This is a genomic window from Zwartia panacis (assembly GCF_030410395.1).
Classification (GTDB): Bacteria; Pseudomonadota; Gammaproteobacteria; order Burkholderiales; family Burkholderiaceae_B; genus Zwartia; species Zwartia panacis.
The window spans coordinates 364,961-383,038 of sequence record NZ_JAUHHF010000001.1 but is presented as its reverse complement, the minus strand read 5'-3'; the positions used below and the strand labels follow the sequence as shown (position 1 = coordinate 383,038).

Genomic DNA, 18,078 nt, shown 5'->3' with positions numbered 1-18,078 from the left:
AGTTCGTTTGAAAGGACAATCAAATATGAAAAATAGTGCTCCTGCCAATCCACGAAACTCCCTTGAGTCTCTGATGTTTGCAGCACGATGGTTACAACTGCCGCTGTATTTTGGTTTGATCATCGCGCTTGGAGCATATACCTATGAGTTCTTCATCCACTTATGGGAATTAGTTGAATTAATTATTTTCAAGCGCACACCTGATCGATATGTCATTCTCGAGGTGTTGGATCTGGTGGATATCGTCATGGTTGCGAATTTGCTGATCATGGTGATAGTTGGCGGTTATGAAAGCTTTGTTTCACGCTTAAATCTTGATGATCATCCAGACCAACCTGAATGGTTAGCCCATGTCAATCCGGGTTCTTTAAAAGTTAAACTCGCCATCTCAATCGTCACGATTGGTGCAGTTCATTTATTGGCAACATTTGTCAATGCCGCTCATATCGAGATGGAAACGATCTTGATGCAGATGGCGATTCAGATAGTGCTGATGGCCACAGCGATCACCATCGTGGTTGTCGATAAGTTGTCACTGAAATCACACTGAAGAATCAACCGATTTTAAGCTTGTGATAGTCGTGTACGAAAACGTCATATAGAAGTTGTGATGCATCTTTAGCATGCTCTGCGATGGTCAGCGAAAAATCAAAATACGCTTCCTTTTTAGCGAGTGTCCAACCAACAGGAGGCATCGTAGAGATATCCCTAATGTTCGCAATTTTATCCGCGAGCTTGACAAGTTTTGCTTGATTCGAAAGTCCTCGAATACTCGCAGCTTCTTTCAGTCTTCGCTCGGCTGAGCTGAGTGTCATATCATTTGTGACCTCACGAACTATATTTGTGACAATCAGTCCAAAATTCCTCTCCAATTCTTCGAAGGTCGTATCGGTGTCTTCGATCGTATCGTGCAACAATGCTGCACAGATCACATCCACATCCTCAATGTGGCCTTCATCAACCAAAATTGATGCTAATTCAAGAGGATGATTGATATATGGTGTTTCTTCTTTGTCACTTCGTCGTTGATCTTTATGCTTCTCACCAGCGAAGTAGGCGGCCCTGACAATCTTTGCCATTTCACTTTGAATCATTTAAATTCTCCAACACTGGTTCATCTATATCTATGCCATCCATCTCGGGAAGAAAGAAATGTACGACTTTCATTTAAAACTTTTTGAAATCATGCCTGAGTGGGTCGTGCTTTGGATATATCCTCTGGTGACACTCAGCGTCATGGCTGTACTTTCCATAATTTTCAGAAAATTCATTACAACTGAAAGCCTCTATGACAACGACACAGACGTTGTTGACACTGCAACCCAAAATACTCTAAGTGCCGCCTACGTAATCCTCGGATTTACGCTCGTACTCGTTATGGGATCGGCAGATACCTATGAAACAAACGTTATGAACGAAGGTACCAATATCGAAAGTCTTGACAGGATGCTGACGCTTGATGGTAGTGCTCAAGCAGTAGTGATGCGAAAAGATTTGATTCAATATTCCAACTCTATCGTTCAAGATGAATGGCCAAAATTACGTGGTGGTGGCAGTCCGACAACAGAAAAACTGATGCAAAAGTTAAGTAAAAATTTATTACTCTTCAAACCAGAGACAGAGCAACAAAAAGCCTTGTACACCGAAATTGTTCGCAAGACTGATCAAGTAATTCTTTCCAGGGAAATAAGATTACTCAATGCCTCGGGTGGGTTACCCACCCTCTTCTGGACAATCAGTTATCTTTATCTTTTTGGTGTGGCGATCATTTGTGCATTACGCCTCAGTCATGCCACGCCGATGCGTTTCGTCGCGCTCAGCACACAAGTCACAATGCTCAGTCTGATTTTCTCAGCAGTCATGATTATTGATCATCCTTATACGGGTCAAACAAAAGTATCTGCGGCGCCAATCATCCAAGCGATAGAGTCGATGAAAAATTTATAGTTCATATGACTTTAATTTTTCATTGAGCTGTTTTTGCATACCTAGAAGAAGATTTTTCTTCACGAAATAAAATCGAACTTCTGTTTCACTCAACCAGCGACTTTCGTTCGATTGAATCAGTTGATCTAAACGATTCATCAATGCCATGACATCTTCTTTAGTTTTTGCTTGATCAATATCCTCATCTAAATCACGCATGTCTATAAAGTTTTTGTACATGAATTTTTTAGATGGATATGACCGTATTCCCATGACCCACTTAAACATGGGATATATCAATGCGATGAATGCCAATATGACGACCCAAGCACTCTCGATAATGCTGCCAAGCCACAAGGGTAAATAGTCAAAAACAGCAGGCTGTCCCTGGGTATAAAACCGTTTTGCAACCGGACTTAAAGGAAAGCCTGAATCTTGATACTTGGGAAAATCACCCGGCTTCGAAAAAAAGTCTTGGGAAAACTTTCCAAACTCACTTGCCGCGAGCATAAAAGCCCATTGCACTGCTGGGTGTGTCGAAGCCTCGATCAATAGGTTCGTCGTCGATCCCAGAAGAATGATATCTTCACGTGGTAATACTTTTTCAAGGTTCAGCGATCCCCTTGGAATCACAAGCTTATGCAAAAAAGGATACTTTTTTACATAGGCATCCGCTAAGTTCATACTCAAGACATGAATCTTCGGGTCTTGCAACAAGGATTGAACCACGGGTGCATTAAAACTATCGACAATGAAAACAGCATCAAGCTCGCCAGCTTTTAGCTTTTCTGCAGACTCCAGATGTGGCAACTCCAATAAACCCTTTGAGTAGATCGCATCATGTTGATTGGCAAGCAATGCACGACGAAACATTTTGTTTGAGTTTGTTTCCGGCAATCCAATACCAATTTTTCGCTGAGCAAAATATTCAAAAGGATCATCTATATTTAATTTTTCACCCCTATAAAATATCCATATTGGAGCAAACTGGACGCTACCAAGCGAGACAAGATCCGGATATTCTTTTTCAATCGAGGAGCCGGCTGTGATAAAGCTTGCATTGACTAAAGATTTCGGATCATCAAGGTTGCGTAGTCCCTGTACTAATCCTTCTGTCTTGATCAACTGCAGATTGATTCCGTACTTTGCGAATATTTTCTGAAACTCTTCACCGATCACACCGTAAGAGGATCCTGTTTGCCCAATAGCAAGATAGGCATTTTTGGGTGCGAAAGGGTTCACATAAAGAAAAACGGCAACAGCGATGATCAGAATAAATGGCAATAACACGGCAAAATATCGTACGATTAACAGCCAGGCATTGAACTCCCTTAGCGCGTAACGATCAAAATATCTGCTGCAATTGCTAAGAAATGTATTGATATTTTTCTGCATAATATTTAGCTAATTTTTTTAAAAGCTTATAGATTGACTAAACGATTCTGTAGGGTCTGGATCACATCTTCTGCAAGATAAGCTGAGTTAAAGAGTCATAAACCAGATCATTGAGGAACTCTTCATGCTTTGAAAAAATTTGTTGAAACGTTTATGACATTGTCTGTGTCGTCGAACTACTTTGCTCCTGAATCCGAATCGATTAACAACTCTTAATGATCGAGACTTCACCGCTATGAAGGTTGTAGACACCTCCCACAACTTTTAACAGTCCGTTTTCAATTCTTTTCTTCAAAATTGGTTCAGATGACGTCAATATGGATACATTCTGAGACACATTTCGAATGACAGCTTCACTCTTCCAATGCTCATGATCATCATGCCTGACTTCCTCAACAGCAGGCACTAACGAATCGATCAGTTGATTGATATGACCCTCAAAGACTGCTTTTGATGCGACGGCTTTTATCGCAGCATTCACCGCACCACATCCAGAATGTCCTAACACCAAGATAACAGATGCACCCAATACCGCCGTACCATATTCAAGGCTTCCCAGGATTTCGGGGGTCACAAAATTTCCTGCGACGCGCGTGACAAACAAATTTCCATGACTCTCATCAAATGTATGCTCTGGACTTACCCTGGAATCCGCACATCCTAATATGCAGGCATATGGAAATTGATGATGTTCGATACCTGGATCCTGAAATTTAAACGAATCTGGAGAGTCGAATCCAGCCATGTATCGCTTGTTACCAGCAATCAATTTTGCCAGAGCTTCATCAGGATGCATTGGAGTGTTTGTTTTTGGCGGGTTCATGAATTTGAGATATCAGTCGTTTGCACATTAAATCTTCGTGACATCAACTTTAAATCTATCAGACTAATTGATTACTGCTATCGCAGAATATGTCAGAATTTGTCGTTATTAGGTATGTTGACTTTAATTTCGGCCTATACAAGCAAATCTTTGTACACTCCGTTCAGACGTTGATACCCAGCGCATCCTCATACATTCTCAGAACATGAAGAATAAGAAATATTTATTGAATCTCCTTTATTGGTTGTGCTTGTATTTTGGACTTCAGGCAAATACTTTCAGTCAATCCAATACTGAAATCACAAATCCTTCGAATCCTATTTCTCATGCCAGCGTCCTAATTGATCCTACGGGATTACTCAGCTATCAGGAAATTCTCACGCCCGCTTATCAAGAAAAATTTAAACCCGCACTCTCATGGGGTGAGGAATTGAATTTCGGATTCAGTTCTTCAACATACTGGATCAAACTCTCACTCTCTAGCAAACACACACAGACCTCAAGCTGGATATTAGAAATACCCTATTTTGGACTTGATCACATCGACTTTTATGCTTCCCAAGAAAGCATGACACAGACGGGTAATCTGATGCCCGTCGATAGCAGAAGCAGCTTTTACCGTTTCTACGCCTTTCCAATTGAGTTAAGCGAAGAACCGAAAGACTTTTATTTCAAAATTGACTCAAAGCAAAGTTTGACCATTCCACTCAGGCTATGGGAACAGTCCGCATTTGACAAACACATTCAAACTGACACGCTGATCCAAGCTTTTTATTATGGGGGTCTTGGAATCCTCGCTGCATTTAACTTTCTTATTTTTCTATATCTGAGAGATCGCTCTCATCTTTATTACTCCGCGTTCGCAATACTTTTTGGACTGGGTATTTTTGCCGGAAACGGCTACGGACGGCTCTTTATTTGGCCAAACTCTCCCCAATGGGATCAGATCTCGCAGATTGTCTTTTTGACCCTTGGCACGGGAATGGCTCTTATTTTTTCAACAAAATTCTTAAATACCAAAAAAGAACAACCCATTACCAATTGGATGTTTAATTTTTTGATCATCGTTTTCTTTACATATGCTGTCGTTATTATTGCGGCAGAGTATGTCAACGTTTCGAAAAATCTAATTTTTGAAATCTTTCCTATCATCGTGATGCCCGTCATTGTGATAGTCTTGTATGCCGGCTTTCGCGCTTATCTGTCAGGTCAATACAGTGCCAAGTTTTTTATCATATCCTGGGGTACTTTGTGTATTGGAGGCGTCTTGGCTAGTCTTCGCCAACTGGATCTTATTCCAACAAACTGGTTCACCTCGTACGCACTGCAAATTTCCTCCTCCATTGAAATGTTGTTGCTATCTTTTGCACTCGCAAGCCGGATTCAACACGAGAGAATACTGAGAGAAAAAGCACAACAAGAAGCATTATTCACGAAAGAAACTCTTGTACAAACGCTACGCGCCTCTGAGGAAAGACTTGAAAGACAAGTCTTTAACAGAACCAATGATTTAAGAACCATGCTTGAAAGTGAGAAAAAACTTCGCGAGCAATACATTCGCTTTGGCTCACTGATTTCACATGAGTTTAGAAGTCCCTTAGGTATTATTGAAAATCAAGCAGCGTTGCTCATTCGTCAAACCGATAATGACAACTACAAAAAACGACTGTCGATTATCAGCTCCGCCACCCATAGACTCGCACTCCTCTTTGACCGCTGGTTGCAAGGCGACCGCCTGGAGAGCCACATCGACACAGACAGGCCGCAGCTCATACAAATTGACTCGTGGCTCAAAGATACAGTGGAAAAATGTAAAGGCTACCATCCGAATCATACTTTCACATTCATTTCACCTGCAGAGGTTCCGGTGCTCGTCCTAGACGAAAAAATGCTGGAAGTCGTTGTGCTGAATATTATTGACAACGCTTGCAAATATTCAGAGCCTCAATCTACAGTTTTGATCCGCATACTGCTAGACAAAAATAAAGTGGGTATTTCGATCACTGACTCAGGGATCGGTATAGATCAAGCAAATCATGAAAAAATATTTGAAGAGTACATGCAAGTGCAAACCGGCTCCAGCAAACGTGGCTATGGTTTGGGATTATCTTTTGTCAAAAAAGTGATGGAGTTTTATGGCGGTCAAATTGAGGTGATTAGTGCTTTAGGCAAGGGATCAGAATTTATCGCCTGGTTTCCTGAAACCAGCATTGCACAACCAACAGATCAATTACAGAGTATCTAAACACAAAGCTATGATTCGGAAGTCTTCATGACACCATTAAATGCCAATCCAACTCCATAGACCGTTTGAAGCGGAAATTTAACAACCCCAGCGTCTTCAATTTTTTTTCTCAAACGGCGAAGCATCACTTCCAGACGACGGTTATCATAGACAGCAGGATTGAAACCGAGCCCTTTGATGATTTCGTCTCTTGAAATCACTTGACCTGACTTATTGACAAAACAATTCAGCAAAGCAAACTCACTTCTGGTGAGTTCTATTTCGAGATGATTGGGTGTTTTGATTTCCCATCTGACAATATTCAATCGCCATATTTCAGAATCGGACGATTGGATCGCACCTTGTCTTCGTTCGATACGATGCAAAATCGCAAGAAGCTCATCGCTAGGAAAGGGTTTGACCAAGTAATAATCTGCATCAACATTCATTCCTAAAATTCGATCGTGTGGCTGTCCCTCGCAACTCAACACAATCGAATCCGCCTCAGACTGTTTGTGATATTTTCTCAAAATATCCAAACCATCTCCATCAGGCAAATTTCTATCCAAAATCAGAATATCGTATTGATTTTTCTTAATCCATTCCAAATACTCTTGGATGCTTCCGACTCCATTTGCATCAAAGCTTTCTAGCTTCAACAGCTCAACCAAGCCATCTCTAAAATCGGCCTCATCCTCAACGATTAATACTTTAGGTGGCATGATTCCAATCCGGTTTGTGAGAATATTGATGAAAGTATAAGAGAGCTATTGACGTCAAGTTCTCAATTCAGAGCTCTAGCATTCATTTTTTATTAATGAGCGGCTGACTCACGCCCTGCACCCCTGCTACCGATAAAACCGTCAACAGCCCTATCTGCGAGCCCTTGTAACCGTCTGTCGGATCCATGCCCTCCTGAAGCGAATGAAAGCCCTCGAACACGCCTCCCGGCGGTAAGATCACGGTCGGTATCCCGAGAGAAATTGGTATGCCTGCATTGGTACTCGATCCGACAATCACCAGCTCCTTTTGACCCATCGCTCTAAGAGACTCTAGTGCCGCCTGAATAAGCGGCGAGTTGTTTGGCGTCATCCCTCCAGGTCGTTGACCAATCTTTTTTAAATTCACCGTGACTGAATTTTTACCAACGGCTAAATTCTGGCCGATCGACTTATTTTCTTCGTCGACCGCTTTCCCAATGATATCCAAAACTTTTTGCTCGAGGTCTTGTAGCTCTTTTGTACCGTCACTACGCATATCGATTTCCATCGTTGCATCCGGAGAAATCGTATTCACAGACGTACCGCCTTTGACGATCCCCACATTGAAAGTCGTACGCGGCACGCTCGGTACCTGCAACTTCGCAATATTTGAAATCGCCCTTCCCATTGCATGAATTGCGCTGGGTACTAGGCCAAATGCTCCGTAGCTATGTCCGCCAGGTGCAGAAAAACTCACTTCATAACGAACAGATCCAGTGTTGAGAGAGACAACAGCCCCCAGCGGGATGGGCTCTAAACCGATAAATGCATCGACATTTTTATTTTCTTTGAGTAATGCCCGGACACCCCGCAAATCACCATTCCCCTCTTCGCCCACACTTCCAACGAACATCAAGTCACCGACTGTTTTGATGTTATTAGCATTCAATGCCCGAATCCACGAGAGCAATACAGCGAGTCCACGCGTGTCGTCTGTCAAGCCGGGGCCATAATACTTTCCATTTTTTTGAACGACCTTAAGATCTGTCTCAAGTGGAAAAACTGTATCGAGGTGCGCGTCGAGAACGATCAGCGGCCCGTTCCCACTCCCCTTGCGAATGCCTATCGCATTCCCTTCTTGATCTATATAAGCATCTGTTATACCCGCGGTTATCATCAACTCTTTGAAAGCTTGGGCTTTTTTCTGTTCATTGAAGGGAGGTGCCGGGATTTCACTCAACGCTATATTTTGTTTGAGTGTTAAATCCTCGTCTGCTTTCAAAGACTCCATTGTTTTCTTGATTGTTTGTTCAGCAAGAATATTTTGGATGCTCTGTTTGACAGATGCGCTCACGACAGGCCAGGCTGCGACTGGTTTAGCCCATGAGGGTAGATTTTGATCCTCGGGATGGGCAGAGACAGTAAAGGGTGTCACACAAAGACAACTTGCCAGATATATCGTGGACGCTATCTTTATTCTTAATCTGCCGCTCATCCCAACACCTATGAATATTAACCAGTCTTTATTTGTCCAAAGATCCAGACAAATTCTATAGATGAATTAAGCAGGGAAAACTGACCAATTCCGACATTCCTCGTGAGTGAATATTCATGCAATGATCATTCATTCATAATTTAAATACAGTTCGAGTTTATTTTTCTTTCACTCACCTGATTTTATGAATATATGAAAACAATGCATCCCAGGTTAAGGATATCTTCACTCGCTGCTGTCATCATCGGATTTGCCTTCAGTTTGCTCCATGGTCCGAGCCAAGCACAGCAACCAATTTATGACATTGTTTTTAAACAAAGTCGAGTCATTGATCCTGAAACGAAATTAGACGCCATTCGCGATGTCGGCATAAGCGGTAAAAAAATTGCCGCAGTCTCCACTGAATCACTTAAAGGAAAGCTAGAAATCGATGCCAAAGGCAAAGTCCTTGGTCCCGGATTTATCGATTTACATGTGCATGGCGTCAATGTCCCCACTTTCTGGATACAGGCCTTCGATGGGGTCACAACGGCTCTTGAACTCGAAGCAGGCGGATTTCCAATCAAAAAGGCATACGCCAATGCAGCGAAGCTGCGACTACCATTGAACTATGGATTTAGTGCCTCTTGGGTTGGCGCCAGACTTTCTGTCGCAGATGGAATCAAAGACATGGATGGAACGCTGGAAACAGCCACTAAATATTTTGGCTGGCCAAAATGGTCAAAATTATTACCGCCTAATCAATCAGCTGAAGTTGTCAAACTTGTCGAACAGGAAATGCTTGACGGAGGGATTGGCATCGGGGTTGTAACGGGCTATGCCCCTGAAACCAACAGAGAAGAGTATGTGGCCTTAGCGAATCTAGCGGCTAAATACGATGTTCCGACCTATACCCACTTGCGCGCAAAAAACACCTATGAGCCAAGCGGCGCGGTTGAAGGTTTTGTGGAGTTGCTCGGTGTTGCGGCAGGAACCGGGGCCAGAATGCACATCTGCCATATCAACAGCACCTCATTGAAAAAAATTGTTGATGTCATTCCATTAATTGAGAAAGCGCAAGGAAAAAAACTGCTTGTCACAACCGAAGCTTATCCCTTTGGAGCAGGTTCAACTGTGATTGGAGCTCCGTTTTTACGCCCTGAAAACTTACCCCAAGTCGGTATCACATCTTCAAATATCTATTATTTGAAAACAAAAGAATATGTCGCAAATGACGCGCGCTTGAATGAATTGCGCAAACAAGATCCAGGTGGAACGATCGTGGTGCACTATCTGGACGAGAAAAAACCTGAGGAAATGAAATACATCGATTCAGCGATTTTGTTCCAGGACACGATGATTGCCTCAGACGCAATGCCCTATGCTATCAACGGAAAGGAAATTAAAGACGAGCAATGGCCACTGCCTGAGCTTGCGTACTCTCATCCAAGAACCGCCGCAACTTTTACAACTGTACTTGCCCGCTATGTCCGAGATCAACAATCCATGAGTCTCATCGATGTATTCAGGCGCGGTAGTTTGCTCCCTGCCAATCTCGTGGCAACCGCATCGAATCAGGCTAAATTCAAAGGCAGGATTCAGCCGGGCATGGACGCCGATATCATCGTCTTTGATCTCAACAAGGTGGAACCCCGTGCAGATTATGAAAATCCAAGACAACCCTCACAAGGTATGGATTATGTGATGGTGAATGGTCAGTTTGTGATTCGCGAAGGGAACTTGCTCAAGGATTCTCGTCCTGGCGAAGCATTGATGAGCACACTGAATACAAAACCGAACTAATTTAAATCTTAAAACTGGAGTATGTTTTGAAGTCTAACAGTACAACAACCATTGCCAATCATTTAGTTCGACGCTTTAAGGAATGCGGAGCTGACGAAGGATTTGGAATCGTTGGCGATTTTGCGCTCAAACTGTTCGACAGACTCCATCAACTTGATTTTCCAATCCTTGTCACTGCAGATGAGCAAGGCGCCGCGTTTGCCGCGGATGCCTACGCTCGTCTGCGTCACTTTGGCGTATGTGCAGTCACCTATTCCGTAGGAGGGTTAAAAGTAGCCAATGCTACAGCGGGCGCCTGGGCAGAAAATGTCCCCCTTTTAATCTTAAGTGGTTCTCCCGGCATTGCCGAAAGAAAAAACGATCCACTCCTGCATCATCGGGTCAAAAATTTCAACACACAGCTTGAAGTTTTTACCGATATTACAGTTGCTCAAGCTGTACTCAACAATCCTCTTACCGCAGCAAAGGAAATTGACCGGGTTATCCGTGAAATGATTACCCAGCAGAGGCCGGGCTATATCGAGGTGCCACGGGACATGGTGGATATCGATATTTTGGATGAGGAACAACCTCTCGCGATTGAATTGCCCAAGGTTCATGAAAAAAGACTGGAACTCGCTGTTGAAGATGCGTTGCAGTGGCTAGACGGCGCAGGAGACTCTGTCGCGATCGCTGGCGTCATGGCTGTGAGGAGAGGCTTGAGTGGTGAGTTGCTGGACTTTGTCGAACATTTCGGCGTACCGATGGCATCTACCTCCTTGTCAAAAGGCGTCATTCCGGAAACACATCCACTTGCCCTCGGTGTTTATATGGGCGCAGTGAGCTCCCAACAGGTCGTTGACAGAGTAGAAAAGGCGAAACCCCTGATTTCCTTTGGTGTGCTGTATGCCGATCTCGTGATGGGTGGTTTCACCGATCACCTGGATAGAGGTCAAGTGATCGAATGTACGGATACCCACGTCAATATTGGGTATCGTACTTATCAAGATGTGCCCCTTTGGGCATTTTTACCGGCTCTCATTGAAGCTGCAAAATTAAGAAAATATCGCGAACATCCAAAACAATTATTGGCGAAACCTCGTTTTATCCTCAAAGACAAGCAGCCACTCTCCGTAGAGCGCATCATGGCGTGCCTAGCCTCAGTCATCGATGATCGTCATCGTTTGCTGATTGATCCAGGCGATTGTCTGTTTGGCTCTGTCGATTTACCTGCACCCAATTTCAGTCTTTCCAGCGCATATTACGCAACCATGGGTTACGCGGTACCCGCCTCGCTTGGGGCCGGACGCGCTACGCCAGATTGTCGACCAGTCGTACTTGTCGGGGATGGGGCTTTACTGATGACTGCTTTGGAGGCACTGAGTGCGAAATTTCATGGCGTCAATCCGATCATTATCGTTGTTGATAATAAAGGGTATGGAACCCAGCGCCCCATGATGGATGGTCCGTTCAATGATATTCCCCTACTTAAAGCTGAAGAGTTGATCAAGCCATTTGGCGTCGGAACAGGTACGTTATGTGAATATGAATCTGAGTTTTCCGAAGCCCTCAGTTTAGCGATCAATCACGAAGATCTTCACATTATCCGTGCTTGTGTACCGAAGGACGGCTATAGTCCTGCTTTGCTCAGACTGACTGATGCCTTAAAAAAACGTATCTAACTCACCATGTCACTTTCACCTCACGACCGGCGTACCATGATCGCCGGTGCCATCGGTAATGCAATCGAGTTTTACGACTTTATCGTATACGCCTATCTGGCACATTATTTCGCTTCACAGTTTTTCCCATTAGACGATCCTGTGACGGGATTGATCGCGAGCTACGGAGGTTTTGCCGCTGGCATGCTGATGCGTCCTTTGGGCGGGGTCATCATTGGTTCTATTGGAGACAAGATTGGCAGGAAAATGGCACTGCAAATTTCAGTGCTCATGATTTCACTGCCGACATTTGTGATCGGTTTTCTCCCAACGTATGACATGATTGGGTTGTGGGCGCCAATCCTGTTGTTATTGATGCGACTGGTTCAAGGACTCTCGGTGGGCGGCGAGTATTCCGCTGCAATCGTTTTTCTAGTTGAACGAGCGGCTCCTCAAGAACGTGGTTTCTTCGGAAGCTTTAGTCCCCTGGGTGCATTTTTTGGTTTGTTAATCGGCTCACTGGTGACTTTCCTCTGCACTCTGGGTCTAGGTCAGGAAATCATGAAAGAGTGGGGATGGCGCTTGCCTTTTATCGGCAGCGTTTTGCTGATGTTTTTCGGCATTTGGCTCAGATCAAAAATCGCACCTGATTCCATCAAACAAGCCGAGTCCGCCAACTCACCTGTTTTGGATGCATTCAAAACGTACTGGAGACAAATGCTATCGATCGGGCTTGGGAACACCATGACGGGTGCCATGTCATTTATTGGCTTTATGTATGCCGTCCCCTGGATGATTGATCAGGGAGGTATTCACAGCACACTTGCCTTTAGCATCAATATTGTTAGCTTAGCCCTGTGCTGTGCGATGACGATGATGGGTGGAATCATTGGTGACAAAATCGGACGAGTCAGAACTGTCAAGATCGGAGCCCTTGTCGCGCTCTGTGGCGCATGGCCCGCATTTTTATTGTTCAAAACTGGCTTACTGCCATTGATGTTTCTCGGTTCACTCATCATCGGCACTGCTCACGGCCTTTTTTGTGGACCGTTTTGCGCAAGTATGGCGAGCATTGTTCCGAAAAAGGTTCGTGTCACCGTGATCGCTTTTGGATATAGCTTCTCGGTTGGCATTGTTGGCGGACTCGCACCCATGCTCACCGAATATCTCGTGGGCAAACTCCACTTCGTGATGGCACCAGCGATTGTCATCATGGCGGCTGCCGGAGTTTCTCTCCTCGCATTGATGCTTGATCCTTTGTGGCGACACAACAATGGTGCATTTCCCGAAGATCATCAAAATCTAAAACAAATTTAATTTCAATTTAATAACTGAATAGCCTATGATTTTTTATCAGTAGGTTTAGTCTATATTCAAGAGTACTTGTCTGCTAAAGTTTCAGAAGCGCAATCAGCTCTCTAGGCAGACATCCATGAACAGGCTTTTACGCATGGCCAGCTTGGCCGCCATGCTCTTTTTTAATACATACGTGTATGCCTGCCAACCTGAGTGCGCTGGAACTCTAGCGTATCAAGCCTACGGCAACACTGAGAATCCAAAATCTATCGTCGTGTTTATGCATGGGGCCGTTTCATCGGGAGGTCCGGCGGATTACATGTATAGCTATGCCAGGCGATTTGCGATCAACCATCCCGATGTGGTTGCCATCGCACTTCTCGGGCCTGGCTATTTCGATCGAGACGGCAAACGAAGTCAAGGCTCCGATGCTAATCGCAGGCTAGCGGATGATACTGATCCGATCATCGGCGCGTTGGAGTATTTCAGCACTCAATACAAGACCCAAAAGATTTATGTTCTTGGTCACTCCAAAGGAGCCATGAACATGGCGGGTATTCTTGGTAAAAAACCAGGATTAATCACCGCGGCAGTTCTGGTCGCTGGTGTGTATGATCTGCATGCGCTCGCAGCGTATAGGAATCGTGGGCAAAGTGGAATTCAAGGTATTGATCTCGTCTCAAAGATCAGTAAAGAAACCAAGATTGTTCTTGTGCATGGAGACGCAGACCGTGATGTGCCAATCGCACAATCTATCGCATACGATAAAAAAGCAAGAAATGCTGGCCTCTCGAGTCAATTGATTACGCTTCAAGGGCAGGGACACAATTTCAGTGGTCAAGTTTCTAAGTCGGCAATCGAACAACTTGTTTTGCTGATCCAATAAAGAACCCTCTAGTGAGGTCGACACAATCGCGGAAAATGCCGCCATCGGAATTATGGAAGAGTATGAGCCGATCACAATGGCTTATTACTACCGCGGATTAAAAAAATACGATGATGCATATCGTATGACTGAAAAAGCCATTCTAAAGAAATGATCGGGCGATATTATTTGGGCACATTTTGTTCGAGGTCTCATCGAAATTGATCAAGGACGCTGGGACCTGGCTGAGGAAGAACTTCGATTTGTGCTGGATCGCAATCCTACATTTCCTCGGGCGCACAGCAACCTGAGTCAGGTTCTGCGACGCAAAGGTGAAATGGACAACGCTCTAATTGAAGCTGAAAAAGCGATCGAAGTCGAACCCACTCGCGCTCGCGGCTATTTGAATAAGGCATGGTCGCTGATTGAGCTCAAAAGAGTCGATGAAGCTCAGGTTTGGTTTGAAAAGGCGATTGCCGTCGAACCTGATAATGAAATCGGTCATTTAAATCTAGCAGATCATTACCGCAGAATTCGGCAGCTCGATCTTGCTGTCAAACATTACCGCCTAGCGTTCGATATCAAACCGAACTTATCTAGAATTTATGCGAATCTTGCAGGGACACTCCGATGGTGGGATACCTATAAGTTTCAAGGTGATCTCGCTTTGCTGCGAGGCGATGAAGACTCTGCCATGAAACTGTATGAACAATCGAACAAGCTAAACTCAAATGCACCAGATGTACTCGCCAGAATAGCCTGGCTTGCTCAGGCACAGGGCAACCAAGTGATGGCCCAAGAGTACAGTCAAAAAGCCGTCAAACTTGCGCCCTATATTTTTTCTGACGAAAGCGAGCTGTTAAAGAACTTTCGCTTTTTGCCAGAGTAATACGTTTTTTTGAAGATCAGCGTATACCAGCCAACCAAAACTCAATCTAACTTTTGATCAATCCCGTAAAAAAACTTTCAGTATTGTCGGCCATGGCTTCTAGATGGTAACCACCCTCTTGCACGACAACCGTTGGGAGATTCAAGCCCGCAACTAGCTTGCCTAAGCGTTTAAAACCCTCTGTCGTCACTGCAACTTTTGTTTGCGGATCATTTTCATAGACATCAAAACCAAGCGCCAACACTAAGACCTCGGGTTTGAATACATTCACTTTTTCAATCGCAGCTTGAACGTTATCGAAAAAAACCTGCTCCGAAGAACCATGGGGCATTGGTAAATTCAGATTAAAGCCTTTCCCCGCTCCTTCGCCTTGCTCATCATCGAACCCTGCAACGACTGGATAAAAATTCGTCGGATCGCCATGAACGGAAACGTAGAGCACATCATCTCGGCCATAAAAGATTTCCTGTACACCTTGGCCATGATGGACATCGGTATCAAGAACCGCAACTTTGCCGAATCTTTTCTTGAGGTACTGCGCCGCAACGGCTGCATTATTGATGTAACAAAATCCACCCGCGGCATCTCGACGCGCGTGATGACCTGGAGGGCGACATAGGGCATAAGCTTGCGCATCTCCCTCGAGGATGGCCTGCGCTGCGGCAACAGCAGACTGAGCGGCCCAATACGAAGAAGTCCAGGTGTGAGGCCCAATCGGACAACTGCCGTCAGCAAGGTAACGCGCAGCCTGAGCCAGTATTCCGCGCATCGGATTAGGATGACGAATGTAGACGTTGGACATCACTTCGTCGCCCCAATCCTGGGGGATTTCTTTCCAGCGACGATGTGCATTTTCCAAAAATTCAAGGTAGTCCGCGTCATGTACGGCGAGCAAGGGTTTCTTGCCGAAATCGTCAGGCTGAATGACCTTGATATTCATACGCGCCAAACCCGCCAAAATCCCATCGACTCGATCAGGTATTTCCTGTGGCTTACGCATCTGGCCACGCGACAAATAAGTCTGAGGGAAATGAAGTTTGACATCAGGATGGAAAAAAGACTTCATGAAGCACTCACCTTAGATTTTTAATGAATTTGACGTCGATACTTTTTATGTGGAGCAATTACCATCAAATTTTAAGCCTCAGTATCGCATGATCAATTTTTTGTTGGGTATATTGCTTTTTTAGACAAAAATGTCAGTTTGTGACAAAAAGACACATCAATTAACTGGAGACAGCATGACAGCTCGACTTAAAGGAAAAATCGCCCTGATTCTTGGTGCAGGATCGGTTGGCCCTGGCTGGGGAAATGGTCGCGCAATGGCCGTTCGTTTCGCCGAAGAGGGTGCAAAAGTATTTGGCGTGGACAAGGACTTGGCCCGAATGGCCGAGACGGTTGAGCGCATCAAGGAGATCGGCGGAGAAATCGAAACTGCTCACTGCGACGTCACCCAAAGCACTCAAATCGCGGACGTTGTTCGCCAGTGCATGGAAAAGTGGGGACGAATCGATATTTTGATCAATAACGTAGGGGGCTCGGCGGCAGGTGGTCCGGTTGAGCTCGAAGAGGACGTCTGGGATGCACAAGTGGACAGCAACCTCAAAAGTGTTTTTCTAAGCTGCAAGCATGTTTTACCGATTATGGAGAAACAAGGTAGCGGTGCCATCATCAACATGTCCTCCACCTCAGGCATTCGCTGGACGGGTTCTGCCCAAGTCGCTTATGCCGCGACCAAGGCCGGTGTGATCCAGCTTTCCAAAGTTGTCGCGATTCAGTATGCCAAGAAAGGCATTCGGGTCAATACGATCGTACCCGGGCAGCTCCATACCCCCATGGTCGAAGTCAGACTGGCTGGCCAGCGGTCAGGGGGAGATGTGGAAAAGCTCCTCGAACAACGACAAGCCCGCATTCCCCTCCCCTTTATGGGTGACGGACGCGACACTGCCAATGCGGCCGTATTTCTCGCCTCTGATGAAGCGCGTTTCATCACCGGTACTGAAATCGTCGTAGATGGCGGCATGTCGGTACGGTGCGGTTAAATCATTCATCATTTCCAGGAGATTTCTCATGACCATAAAAATCAAACAGATGGCCTTGTCATTACTGGGCACAGTGCTACTCGCTACAACGCCTCACCTCTCGGTTGCGCAAACAAAAACCACGAAACTGATCGTCGCTTTCCCGCCCGGGGGTCCTGTGGACTTTGTCGCGCGGAGCATCAGCGAAGCTTTATCCAAAGAGTTGGGGCAACTCGTAATTATTGAAAACAAGGCGGGTGCCAACGGGGCGATCGCAGCCGACTATGTCATCAAATCACCCCCTGATGGGAATACACTCTGGCTCACCAGTGTTGGTGCAGTTGCTATCAATCCCAGCCTATATCCCAAGCTATCATACAATCCACAAAAAGATCTTGCCCCGGTTTCACTTGTCGTCAATAACGTCGAACTTCTTGTCGTCAACCCAAAAAACCCTGCCAACAATCCAGCAGAATTTGTTGCAAACGCAAAAAAACAACGCACAACGATGGCCTCATCCGGTGCGGGTAGCGTGCCACATTTGGCGATGGAGCAAGTCGCCGACGCGACCGGCGCCAATCTGGTCCATGTCCCTTACAAAGGTGCAGCACCCGCGATTACTGATGTGATGGCAGGTCATGTCGACGGATTTTTTGGAGACATTCCGGGATTGATTAATAACGTCAAAGCCGGCAAGCTCAAGCCCGTCGGACTCGCTGCCAAAGAGCGCCATCCACTCCTGCCGGATGTCAAAACCTTTGAAGAAATGGGTATCAAGGGGGTGGACTCTGACAACTGGTATGCGATTTTCACATCCAAAAACACACCTCCAGCAGATATCGAAAGAATTAACAAAGCGATCGCGCGCGTACTCGCTGACGATGCCGTCAAAACACGACTCTCGAACTCTGGCGCTCAACCCGCTGCGTCCACTCCCCAACAGTTGTCTGAACTCTTAGCCAAAGATACAGCAAAATGGGAAAGGATCATTCGAAGCAAAAATATTCAACCAGAGTAAATG

16 protein-coding genes are annotated in these 18,078 nt (G+C 45.2%); 10 read left to right on the top strand and 6 right to left on the bottom strand.

Annotated elements, in window-relative coordinates:
* The first annotated feature begins 25 nt into the window (after positions 1–25).
* Complete coding sequence (locus QWY30_RS01775) at positions 26–550, top strand: TIGR00645 family protein (RefSeq protein ID WP_290237668.1); 525 nt, start codon at positions 26–28, stop codon at positions 548–550.
* Between the two features lie 4 nt (positions 551–554).
* Here the strand turns inward: QWY30_RS01775 and QWY30_RS01770 are convergent, their stop codons facing one another.
* On the bottom strand, positions 555–1,094 hold the full coding sequence (locus tag QWY30_RS01770; protein ID WP_290237666.1) for an HD domain-containing protein: 540 nt from the start codon (positions 1,092–1,094) through the stop codon (positions 555–557).
* 58 nt (positions 1,095–1,152) lie between these two features.
* Between QWY30_RS01770 and QWY30_RS01765 the strand changes: the two genes are divergently transcribed.
* A complete protein-coding gene (locus QWY30_RS01765) occupies positions 1,153–1,947 on the top strand; it encodes a bestrophin-like domain (protein WP_290237664.1) in 795 nt (264 codons plus the stop codon).
* Here QWY30_RS01765 and QWY30_RS01760 read toward each other — a convergent pair.
* Together QWY30_RS01760 and QWY30_RS01755 are read right to left on the bottom strand one after the other, a co-directional pair.
* Positions 1,942–3,321 carry a TAXI family TRAP transporter solute-binding subunit gene (locus QWY30_RS01760; protein ID WP_290237662.1) on the bottom strand — a complete coding sequence of 460 codons (1,380 nt, stop codon included), beginning with the start codon at positions 3,319–3,321 and terminating at the stop codon, positions 1,942–1,944. The two genes, QWY30_RS01765 and QWY30_RS01760, sit on opposite strands and share 6 nt — an antisense overlap.
* 202 nt (positions 3,322–3,523) lie before the next feature.
* Positions 3,524–4,144 (bottom strand): carbonic anhydrase, encoded by a 621-nt coding sequence (locus tag QWY30_RS01755; protein ID WP_290237660.1) that lies wholly within the window; start codon positions 4,142–4,144, stop codon positions 3,524–3,526.
* Positions 4,145–4,370: 226 nt separating this feature from the next.
* Here QWY30_RS01755 and QWY30_RS01750 point away from each other — a divergent pair, with 226 nt between their 5' ends.
* The gene (locus QWY30_RS01750; RefSeq protein ID WP_290237659.1) at positions 4,371–6,389 is read left to right on the top strand and encodes a sensor histidine kinase; all 2,019 of its coding nucleotides are present in this window, start codon (positions 4,371–4,373) and stop codon (positions 6,387–6,389) included.
* 8 nt (positions 6,390–6,397) lie between these two features.
* On the opposite strand, the gene QWY30_RS01745 is transcribed toward QWY30_RS01750, so the two are convergent.
* Positions 6,398–7,090 (bottom strand): response regulator transcription factor, encoded by a 693-nt coding sequence (locus tag QWY30_RS01745; protein ID WP_290237658.1) that lies wholly within the window; start codon positions 7,088–7,090, stop codon positions 6,398–6,400.
* 82 nt (positions 7,091–7,172) lie between these two features.
* Positions 7,173–8,504: a M20/M25/M40 family metallo-hydrolase gene (locus QWY30_RS01740; RefSeq protein WP_290237657.1), complete on the bottom strand. Its 1,332-nt coding sequence runs from the start codon at positions 8,502–8,504 to the stop codon at positions 7,173–7,175.
* A 252-nt stretch (positions 8,505–8,756) separates the two neighbouring features.
* Here QWY30_RS01740 and QWY30_RS01735 point away from each other — a divergent pair, with 252 nt between their 5' ends.
* The 5 genes from QWY30_RS01735 (at position 8,757) to QWY30_RS01715 (ending at position 15,036) form a co-directional block, all read left to right on the top strand.
* Entirely contained in the window at positions 8,757–10,346 is a 1,590-nt protein-coding gene (locus QWY30_RS01735) for an amidohydrolase family protein (RefSeq protein ID WP_290237656.1), read from the top strand.
* Positions 10,347–10,372: 26 nt separating this feature from the next.
* Positions 10,373–12,007, top strand: coding sequence for a thiamine pyrophosphate-binding protein (locus QWY30_RS01730; RefSeq protein WP_290237655.1), 1,635 nt, complete (start codon positions 10,373–10,375; stop codon positions 12,005–12,007).
* Positions 12,008–12,013: 6 nt separating this feature from the next.
* Positions 12,014–13,303 (top strand): MFS transporter, encoded by a 1,290-nt coding sequence (locus QWY30_RS01725; RefSeq protein WP_290237654.1) that lies wholly within the window; start codon positions 12,014–12,016, stop codon positions 13,301–13,303.
* Between the two features lie 115 nt (positions 13,304–13,418).
* Positions 13,419–14,168: an alpha/beta hydrolase family protein gene (locus QWY30_RS01720; RefSeq protein WP_290237653.1), complete on the top strand. Its 750-nt coding sequence runs from the start codon at positions 13,419–13,421 to the stop codon at positions 14,166–14,168.
* Between the two features lie 163 nt (positions 14,169–14,331).
* Positions 14,332–15,036, top strand: coding sequence for a tetratricopeptide repeat protein (locus tag QWY30_RS01715; RefSeq protein WP_353958791.1), 705 nt, complete (start codon positions 14,332–14,334; stop codon positions 15,034–15,036).
* A gap of 46 nt (positions 15,037–15,082) precedes the next feature.
* Here QWY30_RS01715 and QWY30_RS01710 read toward each other — a convergent pair whose 3' ends face one another.
* Positions 15,083–16,102 (bottom strand): histone deacetylase family protein, encoded by a 1,020-nt coding sequence (locus QWY30_RS01710; protein WP_290237652.1) that lies wholly within the window; start codon positions 16,100–16,102, stop codon positions 15,083–15,085.
* Positions 16,103–16,277: 175 nt separating this feature from the next.
* Here QWY30_RS01710 and QWY30_RS01705 point away from each other — a divergent pair, with 175 nt between their 5' ends.
* Together QWY30_RS01705 and QWY30_RS01700 are read left to right on the top strand one after the other, a co-directional pair.
* Positions 16,278–17,078, top strand: a complete 801-nt coding sequence (locus QWY30_RS01705) for an SDR family NAD(P)-dependent oxidoreductase (RefSeq protein ID WP_290237651.1) — start codon at positions 16,278–16,280, stop codon at positions 17,076–17,078.
* Between the two features lie 28 nt (positions 17,079–17,106).
* The gene (locus tag QWY30_RS01700; RefSeq protein ID WP_435433341.1) at positions 17,107–18,075 is read left to right on the top strand and encodes a Bug family tripartite tricarboxylate transporter substrate binding protein; all 969 of its coding nucleotides are present in this window, start codon (positions 17,107–17,109) and stop codon (positions 18,073–18,075) included.
* Positions 18,076–18,078: the final 3 nt, after the last annotated feature.